The 19,859-nt window shown below is 38.6% G+C and carries 17 protein-coding genes; 1 reads left to right on the forward strand and 16 read right to left on the reverse strand.

Annotation, left to right across the window (positions count from 1 at the left end; all coding sequences use genetic code 11):
- The first annotated feature begins 605 nt into the window (after positions 1-605).
- On the forward strand, positions 606-1,532 hold the full coding sequence (gene fcl / locus OC25_RS11270; RefSeq protein WP_039475884.1) for a GDP-L-fucose synthase: 927 nt from the start codon (positions 606-608) through the stop codon (positions 1,530-1,532).
- Positions 1,533-1,729: 197 nt separating this feature from the next.
- Here the strand turns inward: fcl and OC25_RS11275 are convergent, their stop codons facing one another.
- The 16 genes from OC25_RS11275 to OC25_RS11350 form a co-directional block, all read right to left on the reverse strand.
- The gene (locus OC25_RS11275) at positions 1,730-3,013 is read right to left on the reverse strand and encodes a nucleotide sugar dehydrogenase (RefSeq protein WP_039475886.1); all 1,284 of its coding nucleotides are present in this window, start codon (positions 3,011-3,013) and stop codon (positions 1,730-1,732) included.
- Positions 3,014-3,302: 289 nt separating this feature from the next.
- Entirely contained in the window at positions 3,303-4,163 is an 861-nt protein-coding gene (rfbA, locus tag OC25_RS11280; protein WP_039475888.1) for a glucose-1-phosphate thymidylyltransferase RfbA, read from the reverse strand.
- A gap of 118 nt (positions 4,164-4,281) precedes the next feature.
- A complete protein-coding gene (gene rfbD / locus OC25_RS11285) occupies positions 4,282-5,136 on the reverse strand; it encodes a dTDP-4-dehydrorhamnose reductase (RefSeq protein ID WP_039475890.1) in 855 nt (284 codons plus the stop codon).
- The gene (rfbC, locus tag OC25_RS11290; protein WP_039475893.1) at positions 5,133-5,681 is read right to left on the reverse strand and encodes a dTDP-4-dehydrorhamnose 3,5-epimerase; all 549 of its coding nucleotides are present in this window, start codon (positions 5,679-5,681) and stop codon (positions 5,133-5,135) included. The genes rfbD and rfbC overlap by 4 nt, the downstream gene beginning before the upstream one ends.
- Entirely contained in the window at positions 5,681-6,733 is a 1,053-nt protein-coding gene (gene rfbB / locus OC25_RS11295) for a dTDP-glucose 4,6-dehydratase (protein ID WP_039475896.1), read from the reverse strand. The genes rfbC and rfbB overlap by 1 nt, the downstream gene beginning before the upstream one ends.
- 142 nt (positions 6,734-6,875) lie before the next feature.
- Positions 6,876-7,439 (reverse strand): DUF3109 family protein, encoded by a 564-nt coding sequence (locus OC25_RS11300; protein WP_039475901.1) that lies wholly within the window; start codon positions 7,437-7,439, stop codon positions 6,876-6,878.
- Positions 7,440-7,441: 2 nt separating this feature from the next.
- Positions 7,442-8,215: a DUF3108 domain-containing protein gene (locus OC25_RS11305; RefSeq protein ID WP_039476033.1), complete on the reverse strand. Its 774-nt coding sequence runs from the start codon at positions 8,213-8,215 to the stop codon at positions 7,442-7,444.
- Between the two features lie 100 nt (positions 8,216-8,315).
- Positions 8,316-8,831 (reverse strand): DUF2480 family protein, encoded by a 516-nt coding sequence (locus tag OC25_RS11310; protein ID WP_039475904.1) that lies wholly within the window; start codon positions 8,829-8,831, stop codon positions 8,316-8,318.
- Between the two features lie 65 nt (positions 8,832-8,896).
- On the reverse strand, positions 8,897-10,981 hold the full coding sequence (locus OC25_RS11315) for a peptidylprolyl isomerase (RefSeq protein WP_039475907.1): 2,085 nt from the start codon (positions 10,979-10,981) through the stop codon (positions 8,897-8,899).
- A gap of 253 nt (positions 10,982-11,234) precedes the next feature.
- Positions 11,235-11,801 (reverse strand): hypothetical protein, encoded by a 567-nt coding sequence (locus OC25_RS11320; RefSeq protein ID WP_039475910.1) that lies wholly within the window; start codon positions 11,799-11,801, stop codon positions 11,235-11,237.
- A complete protein-coding gene (bamG, locus tag OC25_RS11325; RefSeq protein ID WP_039475912.1) occupies positions 11,801-13,120 on the reverse strand; it encodes a BamG family beta-barrel-assembly machinery protein in 1,320 nt (439 codons plus the stop codon). The genes OC25_RS11320 and bamG overlap by 1 nt, the downstream gene beginning before the upstream one ends.
- Positions 13,101-13,835 (reverse strand): type III pantothenate kinase, encoded by a 735-nt coding sequence (locus OC25_RS11330; protein WP_039475916.1) that lies wholly within the window; start codon positions 13,833-13,835, stop codon positions 13,101-13,103. The genes bamG and OC25_RS11330 overlap by 20 nt, the downstream gene beginning before the upstream one ends.
- Before the next feature lie 152 nt (positions 13,836-13,987).
- The gene (locus tag OC25_RS11335; RefSeq protein WP_039475920.1) at positions 13,988-14,968 is read right to left on the reverse strand and encodes a DUF6427 family protein; all 981 of its coding nucleotides are present in this window, start codon (positions 14,966-14,968) and stop codon (positions 13,988-13,990) included.
- A 111-nt stretch (positions 14,969-15,079) separates the two neighbouring features.
- Positions 15,080-16,069, reverse strand: coding sequence for a glycosyltransferase family protein (locus OC25_RS11340; RefSeq protein ID WP_039475922.1), 990 nt, complete (start codon positions 16,067-16,069; stop codon positions 15,080-15,082).
- 20 nt (positions 16,070-16,089) lie between these two features.
- Positions 16,090-16,944: a UDP-2,3-diacylglucosamine diphosphatase gene (locus OC25_RS11345; RefSeq protein ID WP_039475925.1), complete on the reverse strand. Its 855-nt coding sequence runs from the start codon at positions 16,942-16,944 to the stop codon at positions 16,090-16,092.
- A gap of 388 nt (positions 16,945-17,332) precedes the next feature.
- Positions 17,333-19,834: a YfhO family protein gene (locus OC25_RS11350; protein ID WP_039475928.1), complete on the reverse strand. Its 2,502-nt coding sequence runs from the start codon at positions 19,832-19,834 to the stop codon at positions 17,333-17,335.
- Positions 19,835-19,859: the final 25 nt, after the last annotated feature.

Below are 19,859 nucleotides of genomic sequence, written 5' to 3' on the forward strand. Positions count from 1 at the left end.
AGAAATAACATTCTTAAATACAGGGTTCAATTGCTAATAACACGCAATTTTAACAAGAAATTAACTTGCAATAGTTTTTCATTTTAAACTGAACTAACAGCTACTGTATGTTGTTGATTATCCTAATTTAAAATTTTCATCACAATAATTAGATATAAACAAGAGTGGCTTAATCCCGTTACAAAATTCTTTTGTAAATTGTGACAAACGCGAAACGCCACCGTTTCACAATCAGGCATGCGCAAGCACTCTTTCAATAAAAAATTTGGGGAATTAAATATCTATTGTCTACTGCATAAGGAATTTTTTCTATTTATACCTCAATATTCTTTTTATATTGACGAATAGTCAGGCCCTGTTCACATTCAGCATCAAAAAATTAGCTCATTTTTCAAGTAGAAATTCTATACACTGTCTACCATATCTTTTCATTAATCTTTCTATTTTTTTAACCAGAAAAGAACAATTAAATATAAATAGTTTGCGCTATAATCTGACGTTGGTAATCAAAAATAGCTAACATCTAAAAAAAACGAGCATCGCATCTTTTTTTTATGTCATCTACTTAATCTATTGTATTTTCGTATACATTTAAAAAAATTAAATTGGAAAAAGAAGCTAAAATTTTTATTGCAGGTCACAGAGGAATGGTTGGCTCTGCTATTTATCGCAAACTTCAGAAAGAAGGTTACAATAATCTTCTCACGAAAACATCATCAGAATTAGACCTCCGCGATCAGCAAGCCGTAGCTCATTTCTTTAGAGAAAACCAACCTGACTATGTGTTTCTTGCAGCAGCAAAAGTTGGTGGTATAGTAGCAAACAACACCTATCGGGCCGATTTTCTTTTCGAAAACTTAGCCATTCAAAATAATATAATAAATAATTCCTATTTGAATAAGGTTAAAAAATTAATGTTTTTAGGTTCAAGCTGTATCTATCCCAAAATGGCTCCTCAACCTTTAAAAGAGGAATATCTTTTGACCGGCCTTTTAGAGTATACAAATGAACCTTATGCCATTGCCAAGATTGCAGGAATAAAAATGTGCGACGCTTATCGTGAACAATATGGCTGCAACTTTATATCAGTAATGCCGACTAACTTATATGGTTATAATGACAACTATCACCCACAAAACTCTCATGTTCTGCCTGCTTTGATTCGTAGATTTCATGAAGCAAAAATCAACAACGAGAAACAGGTAGTAGTATGGGGTTCTGGTGCCCCCATGCGTGAATTTCTTTTTGCAGATGATCTGGCTGATGCTTGTTTTTTCCTGATGGAAACCTATAACGAACCTAATCTGATAAATATTGGCACAGGAGAGGATTTAACAATTAAGGATTTAGCCCTTTTAATTAAAGATATTGTCGATTTCAAAGGAGAACTGGTTTTCGATTCGACCAAACCCGATGGGACACCAAGAAAATTAATGGATGTAAGTAAACTTCACAATCTTGGATGGAAACATAGTGTAAATTTAGAGAATGGGATTACATTAGCTTATGAGGATTTTTTAAAAAGAAACTAATATAAATTCAGTGGCCTTCTTATAAATCAACTAAATGTTTAAAGAAGCCAAATACTACCAACTACAAGCAAACGGGACATATTCGATATGCCCGTTTGTTGTTTCTTCCTATTTCCAATGCCAGCAGGTAGAATTATAATACCCAGGTCAGTGCTGTGTATTGATTTTTTAATATGAATAGGTAAAAGACATATAATCTATAATCTGGCATCGGTTAAATCTCTGTTGATGAAAGATTTGGTATCAAAAATCAGTGTTCCTTTTTTCCTGAAACTGTCATAATCGAATGCTAAAAATTGCTGATGTGCCACCGCTAAAATTACCACATCATATTGTCCAAATTGGTTCTCTTCAATTAATTGGATTCGATATTCGGCTTTTACTTCTTGAACATTTGCCCAGGGATCGCAAACATCAACCTCCATACTGAATGATCTCAATTCTTTATAAATATCAATCACGCGGGTGTTTCGTGTATCAGGACAGTTTTCTTTAAATGCAAAGCCTAAAATCAACGCTCTGGCTCCATTAATTACCTTATTCCTTGCCGCCAGCATTTTAACCACTTTGTTGGCCACAAAAAGCCCCATGTTGTCATTTACCCTACGGCCGGATAAGATCACTTCAGGTTTGTAACCCAATGCTTCTGATTTATGCGCTAAATAATAAGGATCAACACCGATGCAATGCCCGCCCACGAGCCCCGGTTTATAATTCAGAAAATTCCATTTGGTAGCGGCGGCAGCTAGTACATCAGCCGTATCAATGCCCATACGGTCAAAAATTAAGGCCAGCTCATTAACAAAAGAAATATTAACGTCACGCTGGGCGTTCTCTATTGCTTTTGAAGCCTCAGCTACTTTGATACTGGGTGCCAAATGGGTTCCTGCAGTGATAACTGAAGCATAGAGCTGATCGACTTCAGATGCAATGGCTAGCGTAGAGCCTGAGGTAACCTTTTTAATTTTAGTAAGTGTATTGATTTTATCACCCGGATTGATGCGTTCTGGAGAGTAACCGCAGAAAAAGTCAATATTGTATTTTAGTCCTGATTTTTTTTCCAAAACAGGTACACAGTCTTCTTCGGTACAGCCTGGGTAAACAGTGGATTCGTAAATGACGATATCCCCCCTTTTAAGCACAGTTCCCAACATACTGCTGGCAGCGAGTAAAGGTTGCAAATCTGGCCGTTTAAGATGATCGATAGGGGTAGGAACAGTAACAATATAAATGGTACAGGTTTTTAAATCACTCAGCTCAGCACTTAATTTTAATCGAACGCTTTTGTCTTCGGCATTAAGTACAAATTTTAAATCATTGAGGTTGGCTTCGTTAGTGCGGTCTTCGAGCTGATTGAGTTCTGCTACCCGAATTTGGTTAGTGTCGAAACCTATCACATTATATTTTTTAGCAAATTCGATCGCCAATGGCAATCCCACATAACCTAAACCTATAATGGCAATCTGCTTTTTTGAATTCATTTTTCTTACGGTGACAGCGCAAAGATAAGATAAATCGGTAAAGCTGAGGAGGCTTTCGGCAATCAGATAGCCGTTACACTGTCCTGATATTCCTTTGGATTAGTTACTATGAAGAGATGCTGAAACGCGTTCAGCATGACGTGAAAAGGAAATGTTCGCGATAGAGTGTTGCTTCCAACTCTCTTGCTCAAGAGAATTTCATAATAAAATGAAAAACTTAAAAATAAAAAATCACCAACCAGCATAACCTGAATTGGTGATTTATGCAATCCTAATATCTTATAATGGTTTATTTAATCTGCTTCAGCAAATAACTGCCATAACCACTTTTAACCAATGGTGTGGCAATAGCTTTTAGTTGCTCTGCATCAATAAAGCCCATGCGATAGGCAATCTCCTCAATGCAGCCAATTTTTAAGCCTTGTCTTTCTTCAATAATCTGTACAAACTGCCCGGCCTGCATTAAAGAGGTAAATGTACCGGTATCTAACCAGGCAGTACCGCGGCTCAATACGCCAACCTTCAACTTACCGCGCTCCAAATAAATGCGGTTTACATCGGTAATTTCGTATTCACCTCTTGGAGATGGCTTAATATTTTTCGCAATTTCTACTACTTCGTTATCGTAAAAATATAATCCAGGCACCGCATAGTCTGATTTAGGCTTTACAGGTTTTTCTTCGATCGAAATCGCTTTTTTGTTTTCATCAAATTCAACTACGCCATAACGTTCCGGATCTGACACTTGGTATGCGAATACTACACCACCATCAGGATCAGAACTGGCTTGTAATAATTTAGCCATTCCATCACCATGAAAAATGTTATCGCCCAATACCAGGGCAACCTTATCCTGACCAATAAATTTCTCGCCAATTACAAAAGCCTGTGCTAAGCCATTGGGTTCTGCCTGTACCGCGTAACTGAATTTACAGCCCAATGCTGCACCATCGCCTAATAATTTTTCGAAATTAGGTAAGTCGTGCGGGGTAGAGATAATCAGGATTTCCTTTATCCCAGCCAACATCAAAGTAGAAAGCGGATAATAAATCATGGGTTTATCGTAAACAGGCATCATTTGTTTACTACAAGCCAATGTTAAAGGATGCAAACGTGTGCCGCTACCACCGGCTAAAATTATACCTTTCATAGTATGGTTGTTAGTTCATTTGTTCAATAGTCATTGGTAACGACTAAAGCTTATTAATTTACTATATTTCTTGATGTTTATCATTAACAGCCCACTGCTAATTGTTAACTGAAAACGGCTAATTGAGCTTGGCTATACATGCAATCAAACTATCTCTCCAGTAAGGAATCTTGATTTTAAATGTACTTTTTATTTTGGATTTATCCATCACTGAAAATGGAGGCCGGATAGCTTTAGTAGGATAAGCTGATCCTGGAATTGGATTTACCTTAACCTGCGTTTTACTAATATCAAATATGGCAGTTGCAAAATCGAACCATGACGTTACCCCTTCATTGCTGTAGTGGTAAATACCATAATCTTTTTGACCAGATTCGATGATATCATAGATGGCATTAGCCAGATCTATGGCGTAAGTTGGTGTACCTATCTGATCGGCTATAATATTCAGCTCATCCCGTTCAGCACCCAGCTTCAGCATGGTTTTAACAAAGTTATTGGCATACTCTGAATATAGCCAGCTGGTACGGATAATAAAATGAGCAGGCAAAATAGCTGCAACAGCCTTTTCTCCATCCAGTTTAGTTACACCATAAACATTGATGGGTTTAGCCTCATCATCTTCTGTCAAAAGTTTTACTGCATTGCCTTCAAAAACAAAATCAGTAGAAATATGCACCAAAGTTGCGCCAATTGCAGCGCAAGCTGATGCCAGGTAACCTGCGCCAGTTTCATTGATGGCTTTAGCTAACTCAACTTCATCTTCTGCTTTATCTACCGCGGTATACGCAGCACAGTTAATTACGAAAGCAGGTTGTTCTTTTGCCAGAAGCGCTTGAAGCACAGCCTCATCTAAAATATTGGCATCCTGCTCAGCCGGGAAAACAATTTCAGTAATTTCCCTACGTTCAGCTACAATTTTCAGGCATTGGCCAAGCTGACCACCTGCTCCAATTACTAATATTTTACTCATATATGCTGTAATGCAGAAAAAGGTTTTAAAAGCAGATCTTTTTCAGATACTTCCTGATCACCTTCCGGGATTAACCAGTCAATATTCAAATCAGCATCGTTATAAATCACTCCAGTTTCTGAAGCTTTATTGAAAAAATTATCGCATTTATATAAAAACTCAGCAGTTTCACTCAGTACGGAGAAGCCATGCACAAAACCTCTCGGAATATATAACTGAAGCTTATTTTCAGCACTTAAACGCACGGCAACATGTTTGCCATAAGTTGGCGAACTTGGGCGCACATCAACTGCAACATCCAGTACCTCGCCTTTGGTTACACGCACCAATTTGGCCTGTGCAAATTCTCCTGTTTGTGCATGCAAGCCCCTGATTACCCCATAGGAAGAATAAGATTGGTTATCCTGAACGAATCGGCCAGATAAGCCGGTTTTCTCTTCAAAGGTATTTTGATTAAAGCTTTCAAAAAAATAGCCTCTGGCATCTTCAAATACCCGGGGTTTAATAATCAGACAGTCTTTTAATCCTGTTTGTTCTATTTCCATTATTTATGGCTGTACTGTTGTTCGTAATAAGATTGATAGTTACCCGAGGTTACATTGTTTAACCAGTCTTCGTTTTGTAAGTACCAGTCAACCGTTTTAGCCAGACCTTCTTCAAACTGTAAACTTGGTACCCAGTCTAACTGCTCCTGGAGCTTCGTAGAATCGATGGCATAACGCAAATCGTGCCCAGCACGGTCAGTTACATAGGTAATCAGTTTAGCCGATTCACCCTTTTCGCGACCTAACTTTTCATCCATGATGGTACACAACAAGTTAATCAGGTCAATATTTTTCCATTCGTTATGGCCGCCAATATTGTAGGTATCGCCGGTTTTCGAGTTATGGAAAATCACATCAATGGCACGGGCATGATCTTCAACCCATAACCAGTCGCGCACATTTTCGCCTTTACCATAAACGGGTACAGGCTTATTATTTTTAATATTGTTAATGGCTAGCGGGATCAGTTTCTCAGGAAAATGATGTGAACCATAATTGTTTGAACAGTTAGAAATTACACAATCCATACCATAGGTATCGTGGTAGGCACGCACAAAATGATCAGAACTGGCTTTTGAAGCCGAATATGGGCTATGTGGATCGTACGAGGTACTTTCGGTAAACATGCCTTCTTCACCTAAGGCACCATAAACCTCATCGGTACTTACATGGTAGAAACGTTTCTGGTCATAGCTACCTTTCCAATAAGCCCTGGCTGCATTTAATAAATTTACCGTACCAATCACATTTGTCATTACAAAAGCGGTTGGGTCAGAAATAGAACGATCTACATGGCTTTCTGCGGCTAAATGAATTACGGCATCAAAATTTTCGGTTTCGAAAAGCGCATCAATCGCCTGAGCATCTGTAATATCTTCTTTTACAAACCTGTAATTTGGTTTATTTTCGATATCGGTTAAATTAGCCAGATTACCTGCATAGGTTAATTTGTCTAAGTTTACAATCTCATATTGAGGGTAGTTATTAACGAAACGGCGAACTACATGAGAGCCAATAAAGCCCGCTCCACCAGTGATCAATATTTTTTTCACAGTTATTAAATGATTTTCAGTTGGCTAAAATAAGCTAGTTTTCGTCAAGAAACAACTTAATTGTGACATAAGACGAAAAGTGAATGAAATAGTTTAGAAGCAATTAGCCTATTTTAAGGTGAATATTTATTATAGATGAAAACTACATCGCCGCTACCGAACTTTCCAGCTCCTTGTACCAGGCTTCGCCGTACTTGCGGATAAGTGGTCCTTTTAAAAAACTGTAAACAGGCACTTTAAGTTCACGCCCAAAGGTGCAGGCATCGTGGCAAATGTGCCAGCGGTCGTAATTGAGCACATCAAATTCCGGATATTTGGTAATGCGGATAGGGTACAGATGGCACGAAATGGGTTTCTGCCAATCGACCAGGCCCTGCTCATAAGCCTTTTCAATGGCGCATTTGGTTATTCCTCCTTCAAAAAGCACATAAGCGCACTCTTTATTTTTATCTACGCAGGGAGTGGTTAGATCACCATCTTCATCCACTACATAAACGCCTTGCTCTTCTATGGCTTTAATCCCTTTTTCATTTAGCAAATGCTTGATTTTAGGATAAATATCTTCTAAAATCGCTTTCTCCTCATTATCAAGCGGAGCACCAGAATCGCCTTCCACACAACAAATCCCCTTGCATTTGCTTAAATTACAAACAAAGTTTTCTTTCAATACATCCTCGTGCACCAGCACTTGTTCAACTTCTATCATCATTACTCTTTTGCTAAAGCGTATTTTAGCCCATCGGCCGATTTTAATTCCATGGTTACTGCGCCAACCAATATTTCTACCTGCGCTTTTACGGGTACCCGATTTCCATCATCAGTTACCCACAGATACAATCTGCTGTCTTTTTTAAAGATCCGGCCCGGCTTAATAGATGGACTGAATTTTAAACAGCGGATATTACCCAGCTTACTTTTGATTGTTTCTTTACCTATATATTCTACTTCGAGGGCCGAGATTTCATCGCCCAAAAAATAGTTTAACTTGAATTTATCGCCCACCTTAATTTTACTCATATCCAAGCTACGGGCAAAATAATAGGCCGATACCAGATCGAAAGTCTGAGTAGTCGGGGTGGTAAAAGTGCCTCTGTTCGATACCACCTTTTTTCCATCCTGGTTAAATCTAGCCTTATCTTGCCTGCGGTAACTGGCTTCGCGGATGTTTTCCTGATAGAAATAAGGCAAAAGATCCGTTTTATCAATATAAGAGTCGTAATGGTCTCTTATTTTATAAAAGATATCGAATGTTCCTGAGGTTTCTGCATCTACGGTAAGTTTAAAAGTAGGCTTGTTATCAAATTTTAAATCTGAATTGGCAACCTTTATGGTAGCCTCTGCGGCAGTAATAAAACCATATCGCAGTTTATACGTTAAAACTTCTCCTTCCTGAAATACAGCTTCTTTCTTGAGGGGGAGCTCCTGCGCCAGTGCAGCAAAACTGCACAATGCCGCCGTGACTATTAAAAACAGTTTTTTCATCGCTTTTGTATTCATTTGTGTGTACAGAAAAGAACCATTGTCTTTAAAAAAGGAAATAGATTCTTTTCTTCATGAAGATATACAAAAAGCAAACCAATTTTTAATCTTTTCGTTTATAAACGGGAACAGTAGAACACGGCTCGCCAAACATGATGCTTTTAACCACTGGTGTTAACAGGTTAGTCACCTCTACATAAGCAGAAACAGGTATCTCAAGATCGCCACATCCTTTTACCACTACACGCTCATTGGCATAATCCTGCAGATTAATTTTAGCCAGTGCCTTCGAAAATAATACAGCCTCCAAAGTATCCAATCCACCAAACACCACCTCATTGGCATAGGGTTTCATCCTGTTGGCCAAAAGCATATAAGCCCAGGTTGGCACAATGGCATCGGCAGAACAGATAATGGCTATATTTTTATCCTGGTACTGTGCCCAGTCGTGATTTTTGATAAACTCCCTAAAGTCTTTCTCCTTCAGCATCAAACCATGAAAAAGATTATCTACAATATCATAAAGCACTCTTTCGCCCTTATGATAAAAGTCTTCGAGGTTTAAGGTGATTAAACCACTGTTTGCTACTTTATTGATGATGTTTTCCTGAATTTCCATGGCCTTAAATAAAAAAACCGTTCCAACGAATCATCGGAACGGTTACAAAATTACGTATTTTCTAATTAATAGAATTTCACACGATTGTCTTTTATCTGTGCATTATCTTGTAAAGCCTGGAAAGCTGCTCCTAAAGAACGCTGACCTAAGCTTAATAACATACCTTCTTTTTGTTTAAACATGTTGGCAATTGGTGCAGGGTTTGTAAATCCATCAACTGAGAATACATATACACCACGCTCGCCCTGAACAGGAGCAGATAGTTTACCTGGCTGAGAACCGAATACGCTACCAACCAAAGCATTTTCTTGTGCTACGCCCGGAATTACAGGGTTAGCAAATACAATGTTCTGTACTGGACTAACCGGACGGCCAACTTTAGCAGCAACCTGATCGATATTTCCTTTACCAGCGTTAGCCAGTTTTTCTTTTAACTGTTTTGCTTTAACGGCATTGCGCACCATTGGCTCGATTTCTTTCTTAACATCAGCTAATGATAGGGTACCTTTAGGGCTAACATTGGTTAAACGTGCCACTACATAAGCATTGCTCATGGTGTAAATTTCAGGTAATACATCACCTTTATCAGCTGCATAAGCATCCTGAATTAATTTACGAGGGTTATCTAAACCTGCTGCAAAGCCCTGCGTTGCTGCTACTCTATCGGCAACAGCAACTTTTAAACCTTTTTGGGTAGCCAATTTAGCAAAATCAGCACCTTTTACATCGGCAAGGAAATTACTTGCTGCTTTGTAAGCTGCTGCTTGTGTTTTGCTGCTAGCCGCTAATGTTTTCTCCACGTAAGCGAGCTTAGCTACTTTAGAAGAACCGATTTGTTTCTCGATTTTGATTACATGGTAACCGAACTGAGATTTAACTACTTTAATATCGCCAGCCTTACCATCAAAAGCAGCATTTTCAAACTCAGGCACCATAGCACCACGTGCAAATGTGCCTAGCTCTCCACCTTTATCTTTTGAACCATCAACACTGTAGTTTTTAGCCAGTTCCGCAAAATCACCACCTTTTAGAATTAAGCCTTTTAATGAATCGGCTAATTTGCTTGCTTTATCTTCACCGCCAACTTTAGCCGGATCGATTAAGATGTGGCTTGCTTTTACCGAATCAGGAGAGAAACGGCTGGCTACAACTTTTACGATTTTATAAGAGTTACCTGATAATTTAGGGCCATAGAAACTGCCTGCCGGTAATGCAAATACTGCAGAATCAACAGCCGGATCTAATTTACCTTTTGAAAGGTAAGTAAAAGGAACTTTAACATCAGAATTGATTGCTGCGAAAAGTGAATCGTTTTTAGCTACCTGGAAATCTGCAGCAATTTTATCAACCTGAGCTTTAATCGCCAATGAATCGGCTTTAGTTGGGCTAATGCTGAAAGTTACATATTCGAAAGCACGGGTTTCAGTTGGATTATTGAAACGCGCTTTGTTTTGATCATAATATTCAGAAAAATCGCCGTCAGTTAATTTAACTGATGCATCAGGAATAGAAGTATAATCTAAACTTACATATTTAAAGTTAGCCAGTTTGTTACGGTTGTTATATTCATCTGTAGCTTCTAAAGAAGTTACATAAACCGAATTACGGATTAAGTTAGAATATTTAGTTTGTAAAGCCTGGTTTTTAATCTCCTGCTGTAACATATCAGATTGCTGTAAGGCCTGAGGTTCTTTTGATTTTAAGAAGTTCATCAGGGTTACACGGTCTAACTGTCCGGTTTGAGGATTAGAGAAATATTGTTTAATTAGTGGGCTAGGGTTCTGGCCTTGCAATAAATCATACAATTCATCTTCTGATACGGTTAAACCTAAACGATCGTACTCTTTTGTTAACAATACTTTAGCCAGCTCTGCATTCCAGGCCTGATCTACAGCCATAGCAGTCATTTGTGCATTTGCACTACCGCCATATTGTTGTTTCATTTGGTTTACACCCTGATCAACCTTTGGACCGAACTCATCAATGTTGATTTCGTTACCATCAATAGATCCGACAACTTTTTGATTTGCAGACCAAAAAGGTTTACCTACGTTAATTGCATCACCTACTAAAAATGCAACAATTGCAAAACCGATTGCAAAGACCAGGATATAGCCTGCACGGTTACGCAAAAATGTCATTAATCCCATATTGTAATTATAAATTTATTTAGTTCTTTTTTAAGAGGGCGCAAGATACAAATTTGCGTTAAAAAAGAAAACACAAAATTTTATTTATCAAACGCTTAATTATTAGTGCAATGGAAGAAGTAAAATGGCAGGTGGAAGACCGCTGAATTTGCCTGCAAAGCTGGCTCCAAAACCACTGTATTTTGATGGTTTCTTAATGCATCATCTATTTTATCTCTTCCACATTATATCAAGTTAAGGGCCACCACTCCGGCTATAAAGTTCCCTTCGAATTAATTTCACCGGTTCCAGGCCCCATTTCATAGGTACTGAAATCCTGAGGGGCTTTAAAATCTTTTGCCCTGGTAAAATCTCCGTTCACACTCAAAATATCAACTGTTTGGGTTGAATAAAAAATTTTCTTCGATTCATCCCAGATTAATTCCTGCGAAGAAAAAGTATCGCCCTTGCTATTTTTTACGACTACATTTTTGCGGAATTCGGTTTTGAGCTCGGTATCTTTTCTGATGGCATAATCACAAACCAGGTTTCCATCTATCGTACCCTGGGGATTATAAAAATCGATCTTTACACCTTTAATCATTTCCTGGTAAGCACCTCCATTAGAAGGGGTAATCTTATCCAGTATGGGTGCATAGCCTTTTGCCTTTACCCTAGCCGAATCACTGTAAATGATTTCGACACCGATAGTACGGTCGCGGGTTAAAGTAACCTTTCCTGCTGAAACCGAATTGGCATTTTTTAGATCGTCGTCTCCACAAGAAGCCAAAAACAATGGCAACGCCAGAAACAGACCATATAAAAATGTTTTCAATTTCATTAATCTACGCGGTACTTACGGAACCAGGTATCGTTTAAGGTAAAGCCCAGATGGAAATTAATGTACTGCTCTTTAACCAGATTATTGTTTAAAGTTCCTCTTTGGCCAACCTCGGTTGTAAAGTTGATTTTATAAAATGCAGTACCTCCGTTTGCTGATGGCAGCGGGAAACCAAACCCCAAAGAAGCACCCATTTGTTTAATATTCTGATTGTTTACCTGAATATAGGTCTTATCGTAATTGAAACCTAAGCGGTAATCAACACGTTTCATATAGCTGTTGTAAGAATAAGCATCGGGAGTCCACTGGCCACCTAAAGATGCTCCCCAGCTATCCTGCAAGCCCTGGCTTACGTTATTAATGGTAGTTTGCGACCATTTGCTCATTCTAAAATCGGCACCGATCATCCATTTATCATTTTGCTGAATGGCAATACCAAAGTTATGTGTTAGTGGCAGGGTTAGGTTCGATTTTCCTTTGTCAATTCTGCTCAAAGTATCTAATGCGGTCTGCTCATTTCCATTTGCATCTCTAAGATAACGGGTAGCAAAAAAAGTCTGGCTTGAATTTACTTTACCAGAAGTACTGCCCGAATAGCCCAGTGTTACCAATGTTTTCTTACCTACGTTAAAATCATACTGGATACCGTATGAATAAGCTAAACCACCAACACTGTTTTTATTTTGAAGTTTGGCATTATAAGCACCAACGATAGTATTGCTGTATTCAGTTGAACGGGTAGTTTGCAGGTTACCAAAAATATACTCTAAGTTAGCCCCAATTCTTAAATGATCGCCAAAACGATAGCCATAACCGAAATATGCTTTCGATAGGCCACCTTCACCTTCATAAAGCTGATCAACTGAAGTGGTATCGATTTTAACTGTGTTGCGGTAAGCATAACCTAAATCTGAATAAGGCAAAATACCAAAGCTCAAAGCAGATTTCCGACCTACTGGTGCAGCAAAAGCCAAATGGCTGAAAGTAGCGTTAAAAGTATTCTCGCTTAAACTGCCACGGCTTAAGTTATTAACGGTAGCACTCATACCAATATCGATAGTGGTTAACGAGATACCAGCGTAAGATGCAGGATTCTGCATGTTGATGTAGTTAAACCCGCTTACTTTGTTTACAGCAGTAGAAATACCACCCATTGCCCGCAATTGCGGCAACAAAGAGCCTTTTATATTACCGAGCCCATATCTTGAATATGGCGATGATGTAGTAACCTGTGCCTGAGCACTTAAACCACCAACTAAAACGAGTATGGCTGCAATATAATTTATTCTTTTGTACATTTTAATCTGCAATAGCTTCATTTAATCCTTTTAATACCAAGTAGGGATCTTTTATAATTTGAGGCGCAAAGATGCTGTTTTGTAATTGCTTATACAAAAAATTAGCATCGCCACCCGTTATAATTACCTTCAAAGCACTTTCTTTTTTATTATTTAGGGCAATAAAGCCTTCAATTTCATTTATTATACCTTGTAAAACGCCGTTTTTAATTGCCGATTGTGTGTCTGTTCCCTCTGTTATTTCTTCCTGGTCATTCCATTCGACTAAAGGCAGGCGGCCGGTAAACTCGTGCACAGCCCTGAAACGCATCTTTATGCCGGGGCTTATGCTGCCACCAAAATACATTTTCGCCTGACTTAAAACATCGTATGTAATACAAGTACCCGCATCTACAATTAAACTTGCACCTGTCGGGAATAATCCGTTTGCACCCAACACAGCAGCCCATCTGTCTAATCCTAAAGTTGCGGGTGTTTTATACCTGTTCTGCACACCGTTGGTTAACAAAGTAGAAAAACGGGTATATTCAGTATGTTTTTTTAAAAATCCTTCAAGCTGGCCAATTTCCTGATTAACACTGCTGATGATGGATTTATCTGGTGAAAATTTCTCTATCAGCTGAGCCAGATCAATAATACCCAGTTTATTAAAACGCTGATGGTGAACGATTTCTTTATTTGAAAAAACAGCCACTTTAGCTGCTGAATTTCCAATATCAATGCTTAACGTGCGCATTTAAAATTTCCCTTTATCAAATTTACAATTAGAAATTCCGAAGATCTCAATTCTATCCATCAAATTAAAACCTAAAAAAGCTTTAACGCTAAAATCATGCACAAAGCTATTAATCTTTGTCAAGTTTCGTTCCGGTTATTTGTTAAAAAAGGTTAAACAAACAGAAAGTACTGTACCGAAAGCACAAATAAAAGGAACAATGTTTCGTAAAACCAGCGTTTTTTGGCATTGCTAAAATAGTAAGCCAAGAGTACTGCGCCCGGTGGTACACAGAGCAAAAAATGCCAGGTACGGAAATTGGGTTTAAGGTAAAAACTGGCAATAGAAACAATAAACATAAAAAAAAGCAATTGAAAACTTTTTCGTGTACTGATAAAGCTTCTGAAGAAATTTTCGCGCAGCTGCAACGATGCCAGAATAATGATAATCGCAACCGGAATAAGTACCAGATAATCGTTATAGTTGATTTTAAACACAGATGGAAACTTATTCCCTAGTGGTTTCCAGATTTGATAAAAAGAACTCAAATTATCTTTCCAATAGTAAAATACCGCCAGAAAAAAGAATACGGTTATAAAACCGACCAATCCCGCAACCCATTCGCGCCAGTTAAAAGACCTGAACAGGAGCAAGGCTAAAAATATCATGAGCAACATGCCCATAAAAGGAAAATACACCAGTGTACCAATGGCAATAATCATCCCGATATCGAAAACAGTGTTAATCGAATTGGCACTTTTACCCAGTTTCAAAAACTTATCGATAATCCAGATCAGGAGGAAATTACAAATCAATGCCGGGTTCAAAGTCATGAAGGGCATAAACAAACTGGTTCCGGTTACGAACATTAAACCGGGCAGAAAGCTTGGTTTACCCAATAAATTGTGATTATTAACAATCCGATTAAAGATTAAAGCCTGAACATAAACCAACACTGCGGCAATAAAAATATTGGTTTGTGCAGTAAAAGCATTGTCGAGATCTACATTGATTAACAACCTTGCAAAGGGCTCCAGAAAATCGAAATTTAAATGCGCCGGGGTTTCATAAAAAATAGCCACACGCATAAAAAATGTGTAGGCCAGCAAAAATATGAGGTTAACTGGATTTAGCTTTCGAAACTGATTAATCATGCCTTTTTAACGATTAGGCAAAGTAAAGAAAATAATTTAAGAGTACAGCTAAAAGCATAAAGACTAGAGCTAAAAGCGGAAAGACTAAAGCTTAAAGACCAAAGCGGAATACTAAATTCTCGCGTATTTCTTCACCATGTCATCAATAATCTGCGCAGTTTCATCCGGAAAATCAAATTCGTGCTTTTGAGGGTTTTCGACCCAGTTTTTAACAATGGGTAACCAGTTGCGGGTGCTCCCCCAGATAACGGGTAAGCCAAACTGCTTTAAAGCATAGGCATTGCATTGCTGTTCAAACTGAAAGCGCATAGGGGCTACAAGCAGCTTTTTCTTTAAATAAAGCGCCTCGGCTGGTCCTTCAAAACCACCACCGGTAAATAAGCCTTCGCAGCTGGCTAAGCTTTTATTGAATTTTTCGTTGTTTACAGGTTCTACAAAAACATTGCCTTCCTGATAAGCTACTTTGCTGTGTTTAGAAAAAACTTCCCATTTCACATTCGGGATTTGGGTAAAAAGTTTTACCAGACGTTTATCATCAATAGCCGGAAGGTATACGGTATAATGCCCTAAATTTACACTTTCCAGGTTTCTGATCTCGGCCCTGATTACCGGGGTATGGATAAAACTATCGTAACGATCGAAATGGAAGCCAATATGGTATTTGGTAGGTGCATAACGGCTTAAAATCAGTTTGCCCCAGTCTAAAGTTTTAGGGCGGGGTACTTTTTTCGATTTAAAAGCTGCCTGATGACTTAACGACACACTTTCAATACCCTGCAGTTTGCAAGCCCAGGCACTTACCGGTTCAAAATCGTTAACTATGAGGTTATAATCTTTTAAAGGAAGTGTTTTCATGTCTTTCCTGAAACGGAAAAGATTCATGTTTAGCCAGGTTTTATAATGGTCAACCCCACCTTTCTTACCAAAAATAAAGCTAAAACCATGCAACTGGTATTTTACCGGCTGACTGAGTTTAACATCGGCCTGTGTACCACTCACTAAAATATCCAGTTCACCATATTTTTGAAGCAAAGGAATAATTTCTCTTGCTCTGCTGATATGACCGTTACCGGTGCCCTGTATCGCGTAAAGTATCTTCATTTATGCCCGAATATCTAAAATTATTGGGCAATTTCATATTTTATATTCTGTAAAAGAATATTTATATCCAGTTTACTCTTTAAATCTTCGGCATCAGATAGTAGTCCTTCATCCAATTCATCTTTGGTAAAATGCTGGTGCTCATATTTAAAAATAGTCCAGTTTTGATTTTCGTACTCTAAAGCCGTTAAACTTTCTACCCAATCACCACTGTTCAAATAAGTAACACTTCCTGCTTCGGCAGTAATCTCCCTTTTTTCTGCCTGATGGATATGTCCGCAAACCACATACTGATAGCCTTTCTCGATCGCCAGTTCTGCAGCTGTTTGCTCAAAGCTATTGATGAATTTAACGGCGTCTTTAAACTTAGCCTTCACTTTTTTAGAGAAACTCATCTTTTCCCTGCCGAAAGCCGTAAGCACCCAGTTTACAAAACTGTTAATCAGGATCAGGGTATCGTAACCTACTGCCCCCAACTTAGCCAGCCATTTGGAGTGCTGCATGGTTACATCGAAAACATCGCCATGGAAAAACCAGGCTTTTTTCCCATCCAGCTCCAAGATCAATTTATTCTGCAAATGAAAGGTTCCCATTTCCATACCATCAAATTTCCGAAGCATTTCATCATGATTGCCGGTTAAGTAATGCACCTGTACACCTTCTGAAACGAATTTCATCAGCTTACGGATCACTTTCATGTGCGATTCGGGCCAGTAACTTTTACTGAATTGCCAGATATCGATAATATCACCATTTAAAATCAATGTTTTGGGTTTAATGCTTTTAAGGTACTTCAAAAGCTCTTTAGCATGGCAGCCATAGGTGCCCAAATGCACGTCGGAGATTACGACTACATCAACATTTCTTTTATTCATAAACGGGAAATTTTAGGGGGAGGAATCTTATTACCGCTTGGTTTAAGCAGTTCGGAAATACGTTTACTGTTCTACCACTCCTCTTCCTCATCGAGTTTTACCTCAAAGGGGCTAAAGAAATAAAGTACAACAATTAACAAACACACGGCAAAAAATGATTCCAACATATCATCTGATTTACAATACAAAGGTAAGACGCTGTTTATCAAACAAATGTTACGTCATTGTTAAATTATTATCCAATCTGATAAAGGATGTTAAAAGTGGTTAATTGTATAAACTGGTTAATTGTTAAATTGCTGGTTATTCTGAGAAATAAGATTTGTTATTAACAAAAAAGCCCCATAAGATTAAAATCCTATGGGGCTTGAAAATTCATGGCTAAGGCTTAAGCCTTAGCCTGAGTGGCTTTCTTTTTCTTCTTTTCTTCGTTATAAAAACCGAAACCTAAACCGGCCAATAACAGGATGGAACCTGCCAATGAAATTTTCTCACCTGCGTAGTAAGCAGTTGGATGGAAAATAAATTCGAGTTTATGGTTACCTGCCTCCAGTTGTGCTGCACGTAAAACGTAATCAGCTCTGAAATATGGTTTTTCAACACCATCAATATACATTTTCCAGCCTTCTTTGTAATAAATCTCAGAGAAAACGGCAATTACATCTTTAGCCGAAGAGTATTCGTAAGTTAAATGATCAGGATTGTAGGTGGTTAAACGAATAAAGCCTTCCTGACCGGTACCTAAACGTTTGGTATCAATTAAACCTTTGAAACTTTCATCCACAATCGCTTCTTTTTTTGCGTCAAAACTGCTGATGGCTTTCATTTCCTCATCGGCATTTTTAGCAAACTGCACACTTTGCACAAACCAGGCATTACCTGCAGCAGTAGCATTGCGCTGCATTTTGTACGATCCGTTTTGAGGATCCTGTGTAATGATGTATTTGGTATTTAACATATCCAGCACATCCTGATTGATGCTTTTGGTCATTTGTTGATCTACCAGCTCCTGGAAACGTTTTAACCTTGCTGAGTGGAAACCACCAACCGTTTTATGGAAATAAGAAGTTTCGGCACTCTTAAACGGATCGCCCAACGATAAATCGAAAACACGGAAGTTTGGATCTTTATCAGCTGAAATAAAATTATCTACATCACGTGGCTGATAGTGGCTGGCCAGATCAGATTTATTAACAAAATTCTGATTGTTTAGATAGCGACGGTCTACCTGCCATAAATCGATTAAAACAAACAAAGCCAAAAGACCAAAAGCCAGTTGCATGTTCATTTTTTTGGTGATAAATGCCCAGATAATACCAAAACCAATGGCGATAAACAACAAAGTACGCAAAGCATCTGCACGAGCCAAAGCAACACGATCAGCAACAATAGCATTTAAAATTTCCATTGCTGCACCTCTGTTATTTTGTAAGGTTTGCGTTAATGCATCTAATACCTGTGCCTGGTTGGCTTGTGTAAAACTGAAAAATGCAGTAGGCATAACAGCAATTATCAAGGCAAAGCCGCCTGTAATACCTGCCGACCAGGTTAAACGCTGAACCAGATATTTCTGATCATATTTTCCTTCTTGTGCCTCTTTAATGGCCAAAATAGCCAGTAACGGAACCAGGAAGCCCACAACTGCCAAAATGGATTCTACCGCTCTGAATTTATTGTAACCAGGCAGGTAATCGAAGAAAATATCTGAAATGAACGGTAAATTACTTCCGAAAGAAAGGAACATCAATAAGATACTCGTTCCTAAAATCCACCATTTCCAGCGGTGCTTAACGATAAATAAGCCGAACACAAAAAGGAAACAGATAATGGCTCCAAAATAATACGGGCCTGCCGTACCTGGTTTATTACCCCAGTACTGGTTGGTTCCAAGGTTTTGCGCCACGTAACCAATTGCCTGACGTGGATCTACACCAGAAAGATTTTTTTCAACGGCTTTATAAGTATTGCTTTCAGGTTTAATGATTTCGTCGATACTACTTGCTCCACCATAAATGTTAGGGATTAAGAAAGAGAAACTTTCGCCAATACCCTGGCTCCACTGGTAAGCATATTCTTTATCAAGACCGTTTGAAGGCTCTGCCTTATCAGTTGTTAAGTTCGACTTACCACGGATGGTTTCTTTACCATACTGATAGGTGGTCCACAAAGTACCTGCATTTACCAGTACCGATAAAAATATACCGGCCACAATATATGCGATAGCCTTACCAAAGGTTGCTAACTGTTTGGCTTTAATGGCATGATACAATTCAATACCGGCTAAAATAGCCAATGCCATAAACAGGTAGTAGGTCATTTGGATGTGGTTAGAGCGGATCTCTAAAGCCATAAACAAAGCCAGCAAGCTGCCTCCAACCAAATAACGCCCTCTGAGTGTAAGAATAATGGCAGCCAAAATAGGCGCAAAGAAACCGATGGCCAACGCCTTGTTGCTATGCCCGGCGGCAATTATAATGAAGTTATACGAAGTAAACGCAAAAGCAATGGCACCTGCCGCAGCAAGCCATGGATTTATTTTTAATACACAGAATAATAAATAAGCACCCAAAAGGTAAAGTAAAACCGTTCCAACAGGATCAGGAAACACACCTTTTATCACATCGATACCATAAGTGGTAATATTTAATGGATATTGCACCCAGATTTGATAAGCTGGCATACCGCCAAACATCTGGTTAGTCCAAAGAGGTCCTTTACCATCTTTTTCCTTAATATCCATAATTTCTTTCTGCATGGCTTTTGCCTGCAAAACATCGCCTTGTTGTGGCGCTTTACCCTGCAAAACAGGACTGAAGTAGGCAAACGTAATGACTACAAAAAATGCAATAATGGCCAGGTGTATGCCATTTTTATTAAACCAGTTATTCATTAAGGTTTGTTTAAGTTTAAACGAA

Origin of the sequence: Pedobacter kyungheensis, from assembly GCF_000812965.1 — a bacterium.
Classification (GTDB): domain Bacteria; phylum Bacteroidota; class Bacteroidia; order Sphingobacteriales; family Sphingobacteriaceae; genus Pedobacter; species Pedobacter kyungheensis.